17 protein-coding genes and 1 tRNA gene are annotated in these 17,102 nt (G+C 43.1%); 7 read left to right on the top strand and 11 right to left on the bottom strand.

Annotation, left to right across the window (positions count from 1 at the left end; translation table 11 throughout):
- Positions 1-36: 36 nt before the first annotated feature.
- A complete protein-coding gene (locus tag ABIX36_RS19490; RefSeq protein ID WP_348083845.1) occupies positions 37-1,683 on the top strand; it encodes an Ig-like domain-containing protein in 1,647 nt (548 codons plus the stop codon).
- On the opposite strand, the gene ABIX36_RS19485 is transcribed toward ABIX36_RS19490, so the two are convergent.
- Positions 1,673-2,185: a gamma carbonic anhydrase family protein gene (locus ABIX36_RS19485; protein ID WP_348083844.1), complete on the bottom strand. Its 513-nt coding sequence runs from the start codon at positions 2,183-2,185 to the stop codon at positions 1,673-1,675. The genes ABIX36_RS19490 and ABIX36_RS19485 overlap by 11 nt on opposite strands.
- Positions 2,186-2,635: 450 nt before the next feature.
- On the opposite strand from ABIX36_RS19485, the gene ABIX36_RS19480 reads away from it, so the two are divergent.
- A tRNA-Gly gene (locus ABIX36_RS19480) sits at positions 2,636-2,708 on the top strand.
- Positions 2,709-2,712: 4 nt separating this feature from the next.
- Here ABIX36_RS19480 and ABIX36_RS19475 read toward each other — a convergent pair.
- Together ABIX36_RS19475 and nadB are read right to left on the bottom strand one after the other, a co-directional pair.
- Positions 2,713-3,186, bottom strand: coding sequence for a hypothetical protein (locus ABIX36_RS19475; protein ID WP_348083843.1), 474 nt, complete (start codon positions 3,184-3,186; stop codon positions 2,713-2,715).
- A 9-nt stretch (positions 3,187-3,195) separates the two neighbouring features.
- A complete protein-coding gene (gene nadB / locus ABIX36_RS19470; protein ID WP_348083842.1) occupies positions 3,196-4,788 on the bottom strand; it encodes an L-aspartate oxidase in 1,593 nt (530 codons plus the stop codon).
- A gap of 407 nt (positions 4,789-5,195) precedes the next feature.
- Here nadB and nadA point away from each other — a divergent pair, with 407 nt between their 5' ends.
- The gene (gene nadA / locus ABIX36_RS19465; protein ID WP_348083841.1) at positions 5,196-6,188 is read left to right on the top strand and encodes a quinolinate synthase NadA; all 993 of its coding nucleotides are present in this window, start codon (positions 5,196-5,198) and stop codon (positions 6,186-6,188) included.
- A gap of 115 nt (positions 6,189-6,303) precedes the next feature.
- Here the strand turns inward: nadA and ABIX36_RS19460 are convergent, their stop codons facing one another.
- The gene (locus ABIX36_RS19460) at positions 6,304-7,749 is read right to left on the bottom strand and encodes a DNA/RNA non-specific endonuclease (RefSeq protein WP_348083840.1); all 1,446 of its coding nucleotides are present in this window, start codon (positions 7,747-7,749) and stop codon (positions 6,304-6,306) included.
- A 141-nt stretch (positions 7,750-7,890) separates the two neighbouring features.
- Between ABIX36_RS19460 and thiL the strand changes: the two genes are divergently transcribed.
- Positions 7,891-8,937: a thiamine-phosphate kinase gene (gene thiL / locus ABIX36_RS19455; RefSeq protein WP_348083839.1), complete on the top strand. Its 1,047-nt coding sequence runs from the start codon at positions 7,891-7,893 to the stop codon at positions 8,935-8,937.
- Between the two features lie 119 nt (positions 8,938-9,056).
- On the opposite strand, the gene ABIX36_RS19450 is transcribed toward thiL, so the two are convergent.
- The gene (locus tag ABIX36_RS19450) at positions 9,057-9,359 is read right to left on the bottom strand and encodes a GIY-YIG nuclease family protein (RefSeq protein WP_348083838.1); all 303 of its coding nucleotides are present in this window, start codon (positions 9,357-9,359) and stop codon (positions 9,057-9,059) included.
- A gap of 103 nt (positions 9,360-9,462) precedes the next feature.
- The gene (gene rmuC / locus ABIX36_RS19445; protein WP_348083837.1) at positions 9,463-10,830 is read right to left on the bottom strand and encodes a DNA recombination protein RmuC; all 1,368 of its coding nucleotides are present in this window, start codon (positions 10,828-10,830) and stop codon (positions 9,463-9,465) included.
- A 357-nt stretch (positions 10,831-11,187) separates the two neighbouring features.
- Here rmuC and ABIX36_RS19440 point away from each other — a divergent pair, with 357 nt between their 5' ends.
- Positions 11,188-11,484, top strand: coding sequence for a PKD domain-containing protein (locus tag ABIX36_RS19440; protein WP_348083836.1), 297 nt, complete (start codon positions 11,188-11,190; stop codon positions 11,482-11,484).
- A 62-nt stretch (positions 11,485-11,546) separates the two neighbouring features.
- On the top strand, positions 11,547-11,825 hold the full coding sequence (locus ABIX36_RS19435) for a hypothetical protein (RefSeq protein WP_348083835.1): 279 nt from the start codon (positions 11,547-11,549) through the stop codon (positions 11,823-11,825).
- 88 nt (positions 11,826-11,913) lie between these two features.
- Here ABIX36_RS19435 and ABIX36_RS19430 read toward each other — a convergent pair whose 3' ends face one another.
- Both ABIX36_RS19430 and ABIX36_RS19425 read right to left on the bottom strand, forming a co-directional pair.
- Entirely contained in the window at positions 11,914-13,104 is a 1,191-nt protein-coding gene (locus tag ABIX36_RS19430) for a tetratricopeptide repeat protein (protein WP_348083834.1), read from the bottom strand.
- Between the two features lie 59 nt (positions 13,105-13,163).
- Entirely contained in the window at positions 13,164-13,415 is a 252-nt protein-coding gene (locus ABIX36_RS19425; protein ID WP_348083833.1) for a hypothetical protein, read from the bottom strand.
- Positions 13,416-13,493: 78 nt separating this feature from the next.
- Between ABIX36_RS19425 and ABIX36_RS19420 the strand changes: the two genes are divergently transcribed.
- Positions 13,494-13,874: a hypothetical protein gene (locus tag ABIX36_RS19420; protein WP_348083832.1), complete on the top strand. Its 381-nt coding sequence runs from the start codon at positions 13,494-13,496 to the stop codon at positions 13,872-13,874.
- A 6-nt stretch (positions 13,875-13,880) separates the two neighbouring features.
- Here the strand turns inward: ABIX36_RS19420 and ABIX36_RS19415 are convergent, their stop codons facing one another.
- The 3 genes from ABIX36_RS19415 to ricT form a co-directional block, all read right to left on the bottom strand.
- On the bottom strand, positions 13,881-15,158 hold the full coding sequence (locus ABIX36_RS19415; RefSeq protein WP_348083831.1) for a tetratricopeptide repeat protein: 1,278 nt from the start codon (positions 15,156-15,158) through the stop codon (positions 13,881-13,883).
- 78 nt (positions 15,159-15,236) lie between these two features.
- A complete protein-coding gene (locus ABIX36_RS19410) occupies positions 15,237-15,716 on the bottom strand; it encodes a gliding motility lipoprotein GldH (protein ID WP_348083830.1) in 480 nt (159 codons plus the stop codon).
- Positions 15,716-17,101 carry a regulatory iron-sulfur-containing complex subunit RicT gene (gene ricT, locus ABIX36_RS19405; protein ID WP_348083829.1) on the bottom strand — a complete coding sequence of 462 codons (1,386 nt, stop codon included), beginning with the start codon at positions 17,099-17,101 and terminating at the stop codon, positions 15,716-15,718. The genes ABIX36_RS19410 and ricT overlap by 1 nt, the downstream gene beginning before the upstream one ends.
- Position 17,102 lies beyond the last annotated feature (1 nt).

The raw sequence follows: 17,102 nt of genomic DNA, 5'->3' as shown, positions 1-17,102 counted from the left end.
TAAAAACATAAAAGTTGCTTACAGGCCAAAAAAACTATGTTAAATCCAAAATCGGTCTTTTTTTGTAAAATTTTATTCTTCCTGTTGATAGTTTTGGTGTTTTGTGGCTGCGCGGCTCAACAAAAACCGCAGGGTGGCCCCAGGGACCTCACTCCTCCCAAAATATTGAAGGCAACACCCGAAGACCAGACCCGGAATTTTAAAGCAAAAGAAATCCGTATAGATTTTGATGAGTACTTCCGTTTGACCAATCAATACCAGGAGATCAGCATCAGCCCGGCCCAGGAAAAGCAACCGGAGTACAAGATCGACAAAAAAAGTTTGGTGATCCAATTTAAAGATACGCTTTTAAAGAACACTACCTACGTGATCAACTTTGGTAAAGCCGTTGCCGATGTGAACGAAAATAATGTGCTCAAAAATTATACATACGTTTTCTCCACCGGGAGCCATATCGATTCACTAAGCCTTTCGGGAAACGTGGTTAACTCCATTACCGGCCTGAAAGAAAAAGATGCGACCGTATTCCTTTTTACACTGAGCCAGGATTCTCTCCTCTTCGGCAAAAAGAAACCGGGCATTTTTACCACAACAGATACTGCCGGCAATTTCTCTTTAAATAATTTACGTGAGGACACTTATCGGATCTACGCACTGAAGGAAAGCAGCCCTGATAAAATTTTTAACAATGATAACGACCTTATAGCTTTCACAAAAAATCCGATCAAGGTTGATAAGGACAGCTCCAACATTTTATTAAAGCTATTTAAACAGGTCCCCGATAATTTCAGGGTGTCCGAAAAGAAGTTTACACTTGATGGAAAACTATCACTGCTCTTTAACCGCCCGGTGCAAAAGCCATCAATAAAGGTTTTATACCCGGCCGCGTTGGATGCGCAGAAAATAGTGGAGTTCACCAAAACTAAGGATACGGCAGTCGTTTATATGCGCAATATGGTATTCGATTCCCTGAGCATCGCCATATTGGATAACAACAAACCCATAGACACTGTTTACCAGCTAAAAAGTAAAAACGAAACCTTTGAAAGAAACCTAAATTTCACCTTTGGGGTAAACCGCGACAATAAACTAAAACCCGGAACGGACCTGCCTATTACCGGTAACTTCCCGCTGGATAGTTACGATGCCGCGCAAATAGTGTTATTGGAAGATTCTATCCCGATCACCAATTTCACGCTTACAAAAGATACCTCCAATTTGAGAAAGTATTACTTAAAATATCGTTGGCGCGTGAATTCAAAATACCAGATAGGGTTAAATGAGGGCGCGTTTACAGACATCTACGGCGATAAGAATAAGAAGTTTGCCAAGCCCTTTACGGTAGATAAGCCTGAAAATTATAGCCAGCTTACCCTAAAGGTGAGTGTGCCTGCAGACACCGGCAAAACCTATGTAGTTGAAATTTTAGATGATACCAAAACCGTGCTCCGCAGCGATATAGTCAGTAAGAACACTTCTTTAGTTTATAAAAACTACGCTACTATAAAGTACTCCATTCGTGTTATCTACGACGTTAACCACAACGGCCGATGGGACAGCGGTAACGTAAAACGCAGGGCACAACCCGAAACGATATGGGTAAGCCCGAAAGACATCGTGCTGCGTGCCAATTGGGAAGCTGAGGAACCCTTGGATATACCTAAGGAACAGTCTAATCCTTAAACCAGCCCGAATACATAATATAGTTTTGTGGTAATTTATTTAGTAAGGCCTTTTGCTCATCGGTAAGAAGCTTTATTTTTTTTGCCGGGGATCCGGCGTACAGATAACCCGATTCACAAACGGTCCGTTCCAGCACTACGGAACCCGCCCCTATGATCACATATTCTTCCACCACGGCATCATCCATTACAATTGCACCCATACCTATCAAAACGTTATTTTGCAGCGTACAGCCGTGTACAATGGCGTTATGGCCTATAGAAACGTTATCACCAATATTGGTTGGTGCTTTTAAGTAAGTAGCGTGGACGCAGGCACCATCCTGTATATTGGTGTTGTTGCCTATTTTGATGTAATGCACATCTCCACGTACCACCGCATTAAACCAAACGGAGCAATTATCGCCCATTACTACATCGCCTACGATGGTGGCATTTTCGGCTATAAAACAATCGTTTCCCCATATGGGGCTTTTATCTTTTACGGGGAGTATTAGCGGCATGTATAATTACTATTTAAATTTTTTAGAAAAAGGGGTTTGGCTCATGAACCTATGTATAGGTATAGCCCATTTACATATTAAATGACTAACTAAAAGAATTATCGCTATAGGTACTATACGTGGTGTTGTAAAGCCAGTTTCATCTACATTAGACCCAGAACTTATGGAAAAGTGTTTATAGCTAAAATCTACTAAATGACAGCTATATAAAATCAAAAGGGTTAATAAAAAATATTGTCGCGATGAGGCCCTAAATAAGTAAACCGTGACGGTGATAAAAAGGGCTATATACCCGAGATAATTATTTAAAGGTAATCCAACCCCATTTTTAAAATGAGCAATTAAGGAATCAACCGTGAACAATATCAAAAAGGCAATAATTATAGCATCAGCGTATTTACTCTTTTTATCCATATTAAAATTTAATACTTTAGCACCTTCAAATTAAACGCGGGAATAGCTCAGTTGGTAGAGCGTCAGTTTCCCAAACTGAAGGCCGCGGGTTCGAATCCCGTTTTCCGCTCAACTTACCAAAATTTCCACCAAGGCTTCTCCTCGGTAGAAATCCAGTAATTATCATTAAAAGGTATGTTTGTATAACCACTTGTTACGCTATATCCATAAACATAAATAGAATCTTCTATTCCATTTTTAAATCGCTTTATTATCCTTTGCACGGGAAATATTAATGTACCATCCGGCATTAATACTGATACAGTTATTTCTCCATCAGGAGCTTTATCATCTGTTATCCAACTTGCTCCGGGCACGTTCTTTATAATAGTTTCTCCTATATAAGATCCAATTGAAAACAATACCGACCCTAAATTACTCCGTAAGCGTCCACCAAGCCTTGCCCGCCCGTTTATCGAATGTTTACCAATAAACTGGTCTATCGCTATAAAACTATTTATAGAATAATCCAATTTCAAGTTATCAGCAGCAAAAGCTTTTACTATCCATTTAGATTGCGAAACAATATCCTCCTTTAAAGTACCCATATTATAAATCTAAAATACCGTGTCCTCCAACATATCCGCATGTTCCGGGTAATCGGTTGTATAATGCAGTCCCCTGCTTTCGTGCCTGGCCATCGCCGATTTTACAACGAGGTAACTTACCTGTATTAAATTACGCAGTTCGCAAAGCTTAACCGATACTTTGGTATGCTTGTAAAAATCTTCGGTTTCTTCATACAACAAACGCAGCCTGCGCATTGCACGCTCTAACCTAAAGTCAGATCGTACTATACCCACATAGTCATTCATCAGCTTTTGCATCTCGCGGATGTTGTGTGTAACTAAAATATCTTCGTTAGAAAGTTTTACGCCGTGTTCGTTCCAGTCCGGAATATCACCAGGTAATTCAAATTCATTAAATGCAACAACGGCGTCCTTATATATGCGATGTGCAAATACCAGTGCCTCTAATAACGAATTTGATGCTAACCTATTAGCACCATGCAAGCCCGTTGACGAACATTCCCCGCAAGCATAAAGCTGCCTGATGGACGACCTACCGCTATGATCTACCAGCACACCACCGCACATATAATGGCAGGCAGGCGCTACAGGGATCATATCACGCGTCATATCAATGCCCATCTCCAAACACTTTGCGTAAATATTTGGGAAATGCGCTAATATGTCCTTCTTCTTTTTATGAGTTATATCCAAGTAAACAAAATCCTCCCCAGATTTTTTTATCTCGGCATCAATAGCACGGGCAACAATATCACGCGGAGCAAGCGATTTACGCTCATCATACTCCTGCATAAACTCTTCGCTATTGGTGCGTCTTAACACACCGCCCATGCCACGTACCGCCTCTGAAATAAGGAAAGAAGGATATTCCCCCGGGTTATATAAAGCCGTGGGATGGAACTGGATAAATTCCATGTTCCGTACCTTTCCTTTAGCACGGTAAACCATTGCCACACCATCGCCTGTAGCAATGGTAGGGTTGGTAGTAACCGAATAAATATGCCCCGCACCACCCGATGCCATTACTGTAACTTTCGACAGGATCTTCTCTACATTATTATTCTCGGTATTAAAAGCATATATACCGTAACAGGTGATATTATCCGACGATTTTGTTACCATCTCACCTAAATGGTGCTGAGTAATCAGGTCCACAGCAAAATAATGAGTAAGTATCTCTATGTTGGGTTCCCGATGTATCTCTTCCAATAAGGACCTTTCTATCTCAAAACCGGTAATATCCTTATAATGTAACACCCTAAATTCCGAGTGGCCACCCTCTTTTGCAAGGTCATAATTACCTTCATTAGTACGATCGAAATTGGTTCCGTACTCAATAATCTCATTGATACGTTCCGGGCCTTCTTTTACTACAGCCTCTACAACTTCCTTGTCGCAGAGCCCGTCGCCGGCAATAAGGGTGTCATTTATGTGCTTTTCAAAAGAATCCTCTTTTTTATCCACAACCACAGCAACGCCACCCTGGGCATACTTAGTGTTACTTTCATCTTCGTTGGCCTTGGTAACTATCAGTACCTTACCATGCTTTGCAGCCTTTAGTGCAAAACTTAATCCGGCAATGCCCGAACCTACTACCAGGAAATCCACTGTTCTGGTCATGCTTGAGTTATATATTTTGTAAAATTAATACTAATGTTAATAAGCGGTATAAAACGTGTTAAGTTTGTGTAAGTAAATAATTATAAATAACCGGAATAGTTAACAACCCGGATTTTTATCAATTTTTACAATACTTTTGAGCGATTTGTAAGACTATATTACAACGAAACTAACATTTTATTGAGCAAGTAAATATTAACATTTAAGTTTTGATATTAATAGTTGATTGTCACAGAAAGCTAAAAATCAGTAAAATAAAAAATAAAAATGCGTTGATAAATGTTAATAAAAATGTATAAACAACTTTTTTACTATAACCAGTAACGACTTTTACACATTACTAACACCTTAATAACAATAGGTTTATTTTATATATAAAAAGAAGTTATTATTAATTGATTTGTGGAATGGATACCTTCGAAGAAATAAAAATGAATGGTTTTGTGGACGAATACATCGACCCGTCGCTCGACCTTTTTGCCGAGATCAATAAACTTAAAAAAGAAAAAAATGCTGTTGTGCTGGCCCACTACTACCAGGAAGGAGATATACAGGATATTGCCGATTATATTGGCGATAGCCTTGGCCTTTCTCAGCAAGCTGCAAAAACCGATGCCGATGTTATCGTTTTTGCCGGTGTGCACTTCATGGCCGAAACAGCTAAGATATTATCGCCAAACAAGAAGGTTCTGCTACCGGATATGAAGGCAGGATGCTCCCTGGCCGACAGCTGCCCGCCACATTTGTTCAGAAAGTTTAAAGAAAACTATCCCGACCATTTGGTCATCACCTACGTGAATTGCACAGCGGAACTGAAAGCCCTGAGCGATATTGTTTGTACCAGCAGCAACGCTGTGCAGATAGTGGAAAGCTTACCTAAGGATCAGAAAATAATCTTCGGCCCGGATAAAAACCTGGGTGCCTGGGTAGCTAAAAAAACAGGGCGCGACCTGGTGTTATGGAACGGTGCCTGTATGGTGCATGAGATATTCAGCCGTGAAAAAATAACCAAGCTGAAGGAACGGCACCCGAATGCGAAGATATTGGCCCACCCGGAATGCGAGGAAGTGATACTGCAACTGGCAGATTACATAGGATCTACCACCGGGATACTGAAGTATGCTACCAATAGCCCCGAAACGGAGTTTATTGTAGCAACAGAGGCGGGGATTATTCACCAGATGGAAAAGGAAAATCCGTCTAAAAAATTTTTCCCCGCTCCGCCGAATAATACCTGCGCCTGTAACGATTGCCCGCACATGAAGCGTAATACGCTGGAGAAACTATACCTGTGTATGAAAAACGGCACACCAGAAATTGATGTGCCGCAGCATATTATTGAAAAGGCCGTTTTACCTATTGAGCGGATGCTGGAGATATCCGCGAGATTGGGACTTTAGATGTTTTAATAAAACCCGTCATTGCGAGGCACGAAGCAATCTCTGAACTTTGCATAGAGATTTGCTTATATGTAGATTGCTTAGTACTTCGTAATGACGCGTGGAGAAGGATAACTTACAAATTATCCTTTTTAGTTTCTACAGCATCCTGTACAGGTTGTGGCAAAGAGCTCAGCAGATTATACCCGGTAGCTTTTTCTATATCGCGAACGGTTACCCGGTACTGTTTCCAATCAGTATTTATCGTATTAATATTTGGTGTATTAACCGCAATTACGCGGGTAGTGGCAGATACACGGCTAACATCGCGATCTCCTATCGGAACGATCACAGCAATTTTCCAAACATTGCTTGGAACCGTAACATGCCCGTTGTTAATGGTAGTGGCCGCGCCGTTTTTACCTGTACCACCTGTGCCGTAAGCCCCCATTACAATATAAACCTCGTTACCGGCAACCACTTGTGCACGCAGGTAATTTTCCAGGTTTGCCCAAGTTTGCTGGTTATTATTTGGTGCCTGAGGGATCATGTTGGTCATTAAAAAAGTAGCCGAGTTGGCATTTGCAGAACTGGTACGATCTGCAGAAGGGCAGTTGTGGCCCCTATCGAAACCGGAATTTTGATAGCTGTTGCTTTCTACATGGTAAAAACTCGCGTCTAAGCCACTAAAACCTGCGAAATTATCAACACGTGGCGCCGCGTTGTTAATGGTAGTTGCATCAATATGCCAGCTTACCCAGTTTGGTGTTCCTTTCGTGCTGCTGTAAGATTCTACGTAATACTTTTGGTCTATCAAATAATCATTAAGCATAACCACATTAGGCTGTGCACCGGATGGATTACCGAATAGCAAATTGCTGTTATCACCGCTTTCGGGCTGTGCATCTACACCCGTGGTTACGCCGCGTTCGGCAGTTGGCGGGCTTGTAGTAGTTGTGGTATCGGCGCCGCTGTTATCTGTACTGCCGCCGACTATAATGCCTGCATCGCCCATGCCTTTAAAAGTAATATCATCAATATTGGTGCGTGCGGTAGCAGTTGGTAGGCTTATTTTTTTTATTTGGAAGCGAACCTTTTTAGTGGTTTCTACTTTAAATGAATCGGTAACGAGTGTAGTGTTGGTTTCATTAACGTCAGTTCCTAATTGTGTGTAGGTTTTACCGCTATCAACCGACATCAGTAATTGCCAGGTTTGATTAGCATCACTACCATATTTACCATGGGTGATATTTATCTGCGTTACACCGGCAACATCGAATTTCATAGTAAGATTGCCGTTTTTTAGCCTTATGGACTTCGAACCGTTTTTAAGGTCAGCCGGTAAACTACCGATTAAAGCATCGTCCAGGCTCCAGATGCCGGTATTTAACTTAGCGTCAGCAAGTAGGTATCCAGACTTACTGCCGGTTTCAAAACCCTCGGTAATGGTGTATGGTTTTGGTACAACAACTTCAATGGGTGGGGCTGGGTCTACAGTAATTCCGCCGCGGTAATCCTTGGCGCAACCGGCTATGAGTAATAGCCCCAGGCTTAAATAGATAAGTAACTTTCTGTTTTTCATATAGATATTATTAGATAAGCAAAAATATTACTTAAATATTAACCGTGTGTTAAATAGTTTTATGTACGGTAAATGTTACAATCAGCGCTAACACTAAGGGGATTAATTTATTATTGGTAATTTTGTGGTTTGTAATAAAATATGTTTGAGAACCAGGAACGTACCCATTTAGAAGAATTAGGTGAGTTTGGCTTAATAAGCCACCTTACTAAAAATATAAAGCTTACTCAAAAAAGCACCATTAAAGGCGTTGGCGACGATGCCGCGGTGTTGGATCATGCCGGCAAAAAACTGCTGGTATCTACCGATATGCTTTTGGAGGGAATCCATTTCGATTTGGCTTACACGCCTTTAAAGCACCTTGGCTATAAAGCCATACAGGTAAACCTGAGTGATATTTATGCCATGAATGGTACCGCCAGCCAGGTAACGGTTTCTATCGGTATGAGCAGCAAGTTCCCGCTGGAAGCTATTGAAGAATTGTACGAAGGTATTTACCTGGCCTGCGATAATTACAATGTGGATTTGATAGGCGGCGATACAACCGCATCCAAACAAGGGTTGGTTATTAGTGTAACCGTTTTGGGCTATGCCGATGGAAAGGATATCGTTTACCGTAACACCGCCGAAGAAGGCGACCTCATCTGCGTATCCGGCGATTTGGGTGGTGCATATACGGGCTTGCAATTGTTAGAGCGTGAGAAACTGGTCTACATAGAAAACCCCAACATTCAGCCAGACCTGGAAGGCAAGGATTACATTGTAGAACGCCAGCTGAAACCCGAGGCGCGTAAGGACATCATCGACCTGCTAAAAGAACTGGATGTAAAACCAACATCCATGATAGATGTATCTGACGGCCTGGCTTCGGAGCTATTGCACATTTGCAAGCAAAGCGACAAAGGTTGCAACCTCTACGAAGAAAAGATCCCCATAGACCCGATGACCTACGAAACCGCCCGCGAATTTGGCCTCGACCCTACCGTGTGCGCCCTAAGCGGCGGCGAAGATTACGAACTGCTATTTACCGTAAAGCAAGCCGAGTACGATAAGATAAAATTTAAAATGGATTTTACAATCATCGGTTACATTACCGAGCCAAATGCCGGTTGTAATTTGATCACCAAAAGTGGCAACGTGCATCCGTTAAAAGCGCAGGGGTGGAATGCGTTTAAAGCAGGCGAGTAGTAAGTACTAATCAATTAGCAGTTACAAATAAAAATTTTGTCATTGCGAGCGTAGCGCGGCAACCTCATAGGACAAGCAACCATGCAAGTACCGGATGTTTGTCCTTTGAATTTTTTAACTTAGTCATACCAACCATCACTCAGATCCTTCCAATCAGGGTTCATAGAAATTATTAAATCAATCTTCTTTTTTCTTGAACCTGCTTTTATTTGTTTTTCTCGGGCAATAGCATCATTAACCCACTGAAATTCTTCAAAGTAAACAAGCTTGTTACATTGATATTGGGCTGTGAATCCTGAATTAGCTTTTTCCTTATGTTGGAGAACCCGCTCTTTTAAATCATTAGTCATACCTGTATAAAGCACGTTGTTAGAATGGTTGGTTACGATGTACACATAGTATTCATGTAACTTTATTTTCATAAACTATTTTAAATAAATCCATGTTCCTGCGTGGCGGGCAGGCTGAGTTTGCCGCGCTGCGCTCGCAATGACATGGTGGTAATGTATTAGTTAACGGGCTCTCCTACTCATCCCCAATATACTTCACATCTATCTGCTTATTCGCCTTCGCTCCAAGCTTTTTAATTTTCTCTGCTGTCACGGTTAAATTACCACGGCCATCGGTGAGTTTGTTGAGTGCCTTATCGTAACTGTCCTGGCTTTGTTTAATGTTTTTGCCGATGCCTTCCATATCGCCAACAAAACCCACGAATTTATCGTACATCTCGCCGCTGAGGCGGGCAATTTCCAGTACATTGCGGTTTTGGCGTTCCTGTTTCCATATACTGGCTATGGTGCGCAGCGTGGCCAATAAAGTACTCGGACTAACAATAACGACCCGCTTATCCCAGGCATCGTTGAACAGATCGGCATCCAACTGCACCGCAAAGCTGAATGAAGATTCTATCGGCACAAAAAGCAAAACAAAATCGGGCGAGTTTACCTGGTACAGGTCGTGGTAGTTTTTAGATGACAGCCCATGCACGTGCCCACGAATAGATTCCACGTGTGCTTTGGAAAACAAACGTCGCTCTTGCTCTGTTTCGCAATTCACCAGCCGCTCGTAAGCGATTAGGGAGACCTTAGAATCAATTATTAAATGTTTTTCATCCGGGAGGTCAATAATCACATCGGGCTGCAACCTGCCGCCGTCCGCGTGGTTCAGGCTGGCTTGTGTACGGTACTCTCTGTCGCGTACAAGTCCGCTGCGCTCTAAAACTTTTTCTAAGATCACCTCACCCCAGTTGCCCTGCTTTTTATTATCGCCTTTTAGGGCTTTTGTCAGGTTTGATGCTTCGGTACTGATGAGTTTGTTCAAATCCATCAATTTAGAGATCTCCCCCTTCAGCACGTTGCGCTCGTCCGATTCGGCTTTGTACACCTTCTCTACTTTTTCCTCAAAGGCTTTGATGTTTTCTTTTAGCGGGTTAAGGATGGTATCTATGCTCAACTTATTTACATCCGTAAACTCACGCGATTTTTCTTTTAGTAACTTTTCAGCGATGTTTTCAAACTCTTTCTGAAAATGGCTGCGGGTATTTTCGATATCGGCTTTTTGTTCGGCAAGTTTTTCCTGCTGGGCCTTAAAATAGGAGCGGGACGATTCTAAGGATTGGTTTGCCTGGGCAAGTTGGGTGCGTTCGTACAAAAGTTCATCCAGCAAACGGTTTTGCTCGTCTTTTAGCAGTTTGGTAACGTTTTCTTTTTCGGACTGCAGCCCGGCAGTCTTCTGCCCGGCGATAGCGAGGGAAATTTTAAGCGATTCATTTTCGGATTTTACCACAGCAAATTCATCCGCGGAAATAAGTCCTTCGGGCCGCTTTTTAATAAAGAAGAAAACCAGGCCTGCCACAAAAACTACGCCCGCAACACCCAAAATAACACCGTCCATTTTGATAAAAAAATTAGCAAAACGAATGTAGTAAATTTAATATTACTAAAAAAAGGTAAAGTGTATTATCCAGAGAAATCTCTTTTAAAACAGGGGGCGCCTACGGAGCCAAAAAAAATTTTGAATGATGCTATAAACAGGAAGTTCCTACGGAACTACGAACTCATTTGTCTATAACTCCGGAGGAGTAACCTGTTTGTACAAATAATTAAGCAACGAAATTGGCTCCGTAGGTGCCTCCTGTTAACCACCACATTTTAAAAGCGATTTCCCTGGTGTATTGTCTCTACAGGGAAAAATATATGAACTTCTGATTTTTCCTTTTATTTTAGAGAAAAATTCTAAACCATTATCACTGTGTTAAAGAGAACTACTATTATCTATACTTGTATGCTGGTATTGTTATTTGCTTGTAAAAAAGATGACAGCAGCAAGCTGCCAGTAAACTACAATGCTACCTTTACTGTAGACAGAATTAATTACTATATAGGCGAACGGGTAGATTTTAAAACAGACGGTGTAAATACTACCAATTACCTGGTAGATTACGGCGATGGGCAACAGTCGGTAACAAGCAGTCATATTTACCAGACAGGAGGAGTGTACACGGTATCGCTACTCATTGAAGGAAAAAGTGTTTTTTCAAAAAAATAAGGATATATCCCGGCACTACAAGCTATGAATTGCGTAACGGCAGTTCGGTTAATTTTAAAAGCATGGTCGTGTTTACAATGATGAGCGGGCAACTAAATAGTGAAAATATACAGGATGTAGGAAGTTTTGCGATTGGCGCAAAAACAGACACTGTATTTTTAACTAAGCATACGTATGGGCCGGGCTTACAATTTGAAGCTAATATTGTTACTGGGTCGGGGACAGGTATGCACCTTTCTCCGTTTTATACTTTTTACATTTCCGAAATTAAGCATAACATTTTCACCATTACCGACGCGACTGACGTGGGATGGTATAACAAGCTCGGCGACTATAAATAGCCCGAAAAATTAGGTAAGCTATCGCTTTTTCTCCAGTGTATCCTTTGAAGTATTGGTGGTACCGCAGCCGATGCAGGTCTAAAGAAAATTACCGACAAAAATGTAGTGCGTTCTCTACAGCTGCTTTATTACCCAAAGAGAGCGCCTTTTTAAAATCGGGGCAAGCGGCGGCATCATTTTTAAGCAGGTGATTTATAAAGCCGCGATTATTGTAAGCCTCACCATTTTTAGGGTCGACGGAAATTACATTACTATAATCAGCAATGGCGCCCGCATAGTCTTTCAAGTTGCGCTTGCAAAAGGCCCGATTAAATAATACACGGGTACTAACAGATTCAATGGACAAACACTTGTCGTAATCATCAACAGCACTTTTGTAATTGCCTGTTTTTAAATAATCATTACCCCGTTGTTCGTAAGCGCTAAAGCCTGCGCCGTTAATTTTTAAGTTCTCGGTATAATCGGCAATAGCGGCAGTAAACTGCCCCAAATTATCAAAAGCCAATGCGCGGTTGAAATAAGCTATAAAGTTTTGAGGATCTGATTGAATAGCCTTGGTGTAATCGCCTACAGCACCAGAATAGTCCTTTATTTTATACTTGGCGCGGCCACGAATAACATAAGCATCGGCCGGAGCTATTTTTAGCAACCGAGCAAAATCTGCCGCAGCGCCTTTGGCATCATTAATAGCGCTCTTTGCCTCGGCGCGGGCGTTCAAAGCATCAACATTATTAGCATCAATGGCAATTGCGGCATCATAGTCGGCAATGGCGCCTTTATTGTCGCCTGTTTCTTTTTTTAATTGCCCCCTTTCGATGTAGGCATTTTTGTATTTGGGGTCGAGCGCGAGCGCCATATCATAATCTGCCAGGGCCGCCGGGAGGTTGTTCAAGATGAAATTAGTCCGCCCGCGGTTATAGTAGGCAACAGCGGTAGGTTTAATAGAGATGGCCTGGTCATAATCGGCAATGGCGCCGTCGTATTTACCTAAAACATCTTTTAACCGGCCGCGGTCCACATAGGCCCGGTCGAAATTTATTTTTAAACTCACCGCTTTATTAAGATCTATAAGCGCGCCGTTAAAATCTTTAAGGGTTATTTTGGCGTGGCCGCGCTGATAATACCCATCTGCTTCGTTGGGATAATCGGCAATGTCTTTGGTGTAAAAGTCCACAACTTTCACGGCTTCAAGGCTATCGGCCGACGTGGTTTTTAGTTGGGCGTTTTGTGCCGAAGCGAATGCGGGGATTATAAAAAGGAAGGCGAATAGCTTATTCATGACAGGATATTAGGAATACCTAAAGTAGCTATTTTATCCGCCAGGTCAGCAGTAAATTTTTATGGATTTGTTTTCAGTGTATCCTTTGGCGCCCTAATGGTACCGCTGCCATTGCCGCTGGTATCTTTCCCGCCGGTTTCGGTTGGGCTGGTTTTGTAGCCGGCGCTATCTGCCGGGCCCGAGTTGCCAACGTGTGTTTGCCCCGAATCTGCCTGAGCCCCGCCGGTTTGCCCGGTGTTTCCTTTACACGCTGTGAAAAACAACAGCGCCGCAGCTAACATAATTACGAGGTAAGAAATTATTTGTTTCATGAAGGTAATTTTTGTTGGTATACTTAAACTACAATCAGCATATTTACATGTTTAAATTTTCTCAAAATAGATCTGGTTATGAAATACGCGTTTATCCTGCTAAGCCTTGTTGGCTGCTTTTTTATATCATCGTGTTCAAAAAGTGGGAGCGCTGCACCGGTCCCGCATAATATAAAAGTTACCGTAACCGCTACGGCGGCATTTACGGTAAAGCTGTCCGCCACAAAAGCAGATGAAACCGTAAACTCGGCTATCGATACCAAAACGGTAAGCAGCGGCACTTATGAGTTTACAACGGGCCTGGTTGTAGGCGGCGTATTGCATTTAGAGATCCAGAACTCGGGCGCCGAGAACACCGTATCGTATACCATTACCAATAATGGTGCCGCGGGCACCTCAGATTCGGGCAAGGAGTTGGGCTCTTTCAGTAAAATAACTACCGATTACGCTGTAAACTAAACCAGACTACTTACAATATTTAGCAAGGTTTCCCACGGCTTGTGTATTACCATATTCTACGCCTTTTCTAAAATCTGCGCAAGCCCCTGTGGTATCCCCCAATAGGCGTTTTGCATTACCACGATTATTAAAGGCATCGCCGTCTTTTGGTTCCAGGGCAATGTATTTGGTGTAGCCCTCTATGGCCCCCTTATAATCGCCAAGAGATTTTTTTGCAAGAGCGAGGTTATAGTAGGCATCGGCATATTCCTTATCAATAACTATAGCCTTGTTCAGGTCCTCCACCGCGCCATTATCGTCGTCGAGGTTTAACTTTGATGTCCCTCTTTTAAAGTATCCGTCGGCCTCTTTTGGTGTAAGCGTTATGTATTTGGTGTAATCTTCAATGGCATCATTGTAATTTGCCAGCCCATCCTGCGCCAGCCCGCGATTATAGTATCCATCGGCATATTTAGGGTCGAGCGCAATGATCTTGTCTGCATCGGCAATGGCACCGGCATAATCTTTCAGGTTATATTTGGCTACGCTGCGGTTATTGTAAGCGTTTATAAAATCGGGAGAGAGCTTAATGGCGGTAGTATAATCATCAATAGCTGCCTGGTAATTTTTTGTATAGCGTTTGGTATTACCGCGGCTGTAATAAACATCCGGATCTTCGGGCGTTAGTGTGGCAACTTTGTTAAAATCGGCCATGGCTGCGGTATAATTTTTGGTGATGTTTTCTGCAATACCACGGTTATAGTAGGGGTTTGGCCCGGTAGGATTTATGGCAATGGCCCTGGCATAATCGGCCATAGCGCCCTTATAATCTTCCAGTATTTTTTTCTCCACGCCGCGTTCGTTATAGGCGTCTTCATCGTTCGGGTCGAGCGCGATGGATTTATCAAAGTCGAGTATAGCGGCTTTATGGTCATCCATGTGGGCTTTGGTAACCGCGCGTTCGTAATAAGCAATCGCGGTTGGTTTGATCAGGATGGCGGCAGAGTAATCGGCAATGGCGCCTTTGTAATCTTCCAGGTTGTCTTTAGCGCGACCGCGATCAATAAAGGCGTCCTGGTATTTTGGGTTAAGGCTTATTGCTTTGTCAAAATCCTTTATTGCTTCCTGGTAACTCTTAAGCTTTGATTTGGCGCTTCCCCGTTTATAGTAAGCTTCGGCGTCGCCGGGTTTATCGGCAATAATTTTGGTATAGTATTTTACCGAGCCGGCGTATTTAACACTATCGGCAATTTGCGCTTTTACAAATAAGGGGGTGAAGAAGAGTAATATGGCAAGTTTTTTCATTGCTTAAAGTAATAGGTTTAAGCAACTAATATAAAAACATGAAATGGCTTTACCCCGGCGTATGAAAAAAAAGTGTGCTTACTGCGCTTTTTCTACCCGCAAGCCTACGTCGCTCACCTCGTGCAGAGGGTTATCGCGCATGTTTTGCTCTATCTCAATGTGGTACACGCCTTTAGCGGGGAATTTATATTGTTTGCGTAAAGGCAACTGGTAGCTGTATAGGTTTCCGCTGCCGCTGCCCAGCCATTCCCCATCCGGGTTCGCTAATGGAAACTGGTAACGGGTTTTAGCTGTTTTACTGCCATGTTTTTGCAACAGAAGCACGTATATGTTTGAGTACCGGTATCCGCCCCCAACCCTCAGGTTTAGGTAAAGATTATAAGGCAGGGTTTCGTCAGCTATCTTCACATCAAACTTAACCCGGTTTACATACGCCCAGTTATGGTTGCTTATCTCCGAATTTTGATCTAAAACAGCAGCCGGGTCTGTGCAGCCCTGCATCAAAAAAGAGCTAAGGGCAACACATGCAACCAAAACAAAATTAAACGTCCGCTTCATTATTCCGGCCTTGCTGGGGGTGGGTTATTGTTGTTACGGTTTGGATTATTGGGGTTGTTAGGATTTGGCCTTGGTCTGTTTGGCCTGCGGTTTGGGTTATTGCCGCGGCTACCTTCAGGGCGGTTACCACCTTCGGGCCTTGGGCCGGCCTGCTGGCCGCCTTCGCGTTTTGGCGCGTTGTTTGGCTGGCGGTTACCTTCGGGGCGCGGTCCGGCTTGTGCGGGTGACTGCCCTTCCGGCCTTGGGCCCTTATTGCGGCTTTTGTTTTTGTTCTTATTTTTATTGGCATTGCGGCGCTCATCCAAACGGGTAAGGCTATCCTGGCCAACAACATTTTCGTAATCCAATACTTTTACCGGAGTTGTTTCCACCTCAACAATTTCGCCCAGGTCTTCCGGCAAAACACCGTCCCTGTTCATTTGCTGAATTTCCTTTACGCGGCTTATCGGCAAGGGGATCCATGCTTCTTCGCGCGGGTAAGCAAACCACATTATCTTTTTAAATATATCGGTCTTTTGCAAACGGGCGTCGCCTTTTTCGGTCTTCAGGAAGTTTACATTATCTGGAATGTGTTTCAGCGCATCCATGTAGGTATCCAGCTCGTAGTTGAGGCAGCATTTTAACTTACCGCACTGGCCGGCAAGTTTAAGCGTGTTTAACGATAGGTTTTGGTAACGCGCAGCAGATGTTGATACAGTCTTAAAATCGGTAAGCCAGGTGCTGCAGCAAAGTTCGCGGCCACATGAGCCGATACCACCTAAGCGGCTTGCTTCCTGGCGCATTCCAATCTGGCGCATCTCTATACGGATACGGAAACTCTCCGCCATTTTTTTGATCAGCTCACGGAAATCTACGCGGCCTTCGGCCGTATAATAAAAGGTAGCCTTGGTTTTATCGCCCTGGTAATCCACATCGCTAATCTTCATGCTCAGCTTCAACTCTAAAGCTAAGGTGCGCGATTTGTGCATGGTTTCCCACTCCATATCCTTGGCCATTTTCCACTTGTCCACATCGGCAGGGGTTGCGCGGCGGTAGATCTTTTTTACCACATCGGCTTCTTTTACGTGGCGCTTGGTCATTTGCATCCGCACCAACTCACCAGTGATAGATACGTGGCCAATATCGTAGCCACCGGTGGTGGTTTCAACCGCTACCAGTTCGCCCGCTTCCAGGTAAATATTGTCGTTATTATGATAGAATTCCTTTCGCGAGCCTTTGAATTTTACTTCGACTATACTAAAGGGCTTATAATTGTTTGGCATATCCATATGCGATAGCCAATCGTGTACATCCAGTTTGCTGCAACCGTTAGTAAGGCAACTGCCGTTACTTTTGCAGCCTGCAGGTGAGCAACCGCCCCCTGTTGAGCAACTTCCGCATCCCATA

Origin of the sequence: Mucilaginibacter sp. (assembly GCF_039925265.1) — a bacterium.
Classification (GTDB): domain Bacteria; phylum Bacteroidota; class Bacteroidia; order Sphingobacteriales; family Sphingobacteriaceae; genus Mucilaginibacter.
Note: the sequence above shows the minus strand (reverse complement) of the source record. Positions and strands in the feature narration are given on the sequence as shown.

Coding starts and splice junctions, on each gene's coding strand:
- ABIX36_RS19490 (WP_348083845.1), top strand. CDS start 37: ATGTTAAATCCAAAATCGGTCTTTTTTTGTAAAATTTTATTCTTCCTG.
- nadB (WP_348083842.1), bottom strand. CDS start 4,788: ATGACCAGAACAGTGGATTTCCTGGTAGTAGGTTCGGGCATTGCCGGA.
- thiL (WP_348083839.1), top strand. CDS start 7,891: ATGTTTGAGAACCAGGAACGTACCCATTTAGAAGAATTAGGTGAGTTT.
- ABIX36_RS19475 (WP_348083843.1), bottom strand. CDS start 3,186: ATGGGTACTTTAAAGGAGGATATTGTTTCGCAATCTAAATGGATAGTA.
- ABIX36_RS19460 (WP_348083840.1), bottom strand. CDS start 7,749: ATGAAAAACAGAAAGTTACTTATCTATTTAAGCCTGGGGCTATTACTC.
- ABIX36_RS19435 (WP_348083835.1), top strand. CDS start 11,547: ATGGTCGTGTTTACAATGATGAGCGGGCAACTAAATAGTGAAAATATA.
- ABIX36_RS19420 (WP_348083832.1), top strand. CDS start 13,494: ATGAAATACGCGTTTATCCTGCTAAGCCTTGTTGGCTGCTTTTTTATA.
- ricT (WP_348083829.1), bottom strand. CDS start 17,101: ATGGGATGCGGAAGTTGCTCAACAGGGGGCGGTTGCTCACCTGCAGGC.
- ABIX36_RS19425 (WP_348083833.1), bottom strand. CDS start 13,415: ATGAAACAAATAATTTCTTACCTCGTAATTATGTTAGCTGCGGCGCTG.
- ABIX36_RS19450 (WP_348083838.1), bottom strand. CDS start 9,359: ATGAAAATAAAGTTACATGAATACTATGTGTACATCGTAACCAACCAT.
- ABIX36_RS19410 (WP_348083830.1), bottom strand. CDS start 15,716: ATGAAGCGGACGTTTAATTTTGTTTTGGTTGCATGTGTTGCCCTTAGC.
- rmuC (WP_348083837.1), bottom strand. CDS start 10,830: ATGGACGGTGTTATTTTGGGTGTTGCGGGCGTAGTTTTTGTGGCAGGC.
- ABIX36_RS19430 (WP_348083834.1), bottom strand. CDS start 13,104: ATGAATAAGCTATTCGCCTTCCTTTTTATAATCCCCGCATTCGCTTCG.
- nadA (WP_348083841.1), top strand. CDS start 5,196: ATGGATACCTTCGAAGAAATAAAAATGAATGGTTTTGTGGACGAATAC.
- ABIX36_RS19485 (WP_348083844.1), bottom strand. CDS start 2,185: ATGCCGCTAATACTCCCCGTAAAAGATAAAAGCCCCATATGGGGAAAC.
- ABIX36_RS19415 (WP_348083831.1), bottom strand. CDS start 15,158: ATGAAAAAACTTGCCATATTACTCTTCTTCACCCCCTTATTTGTAAAA.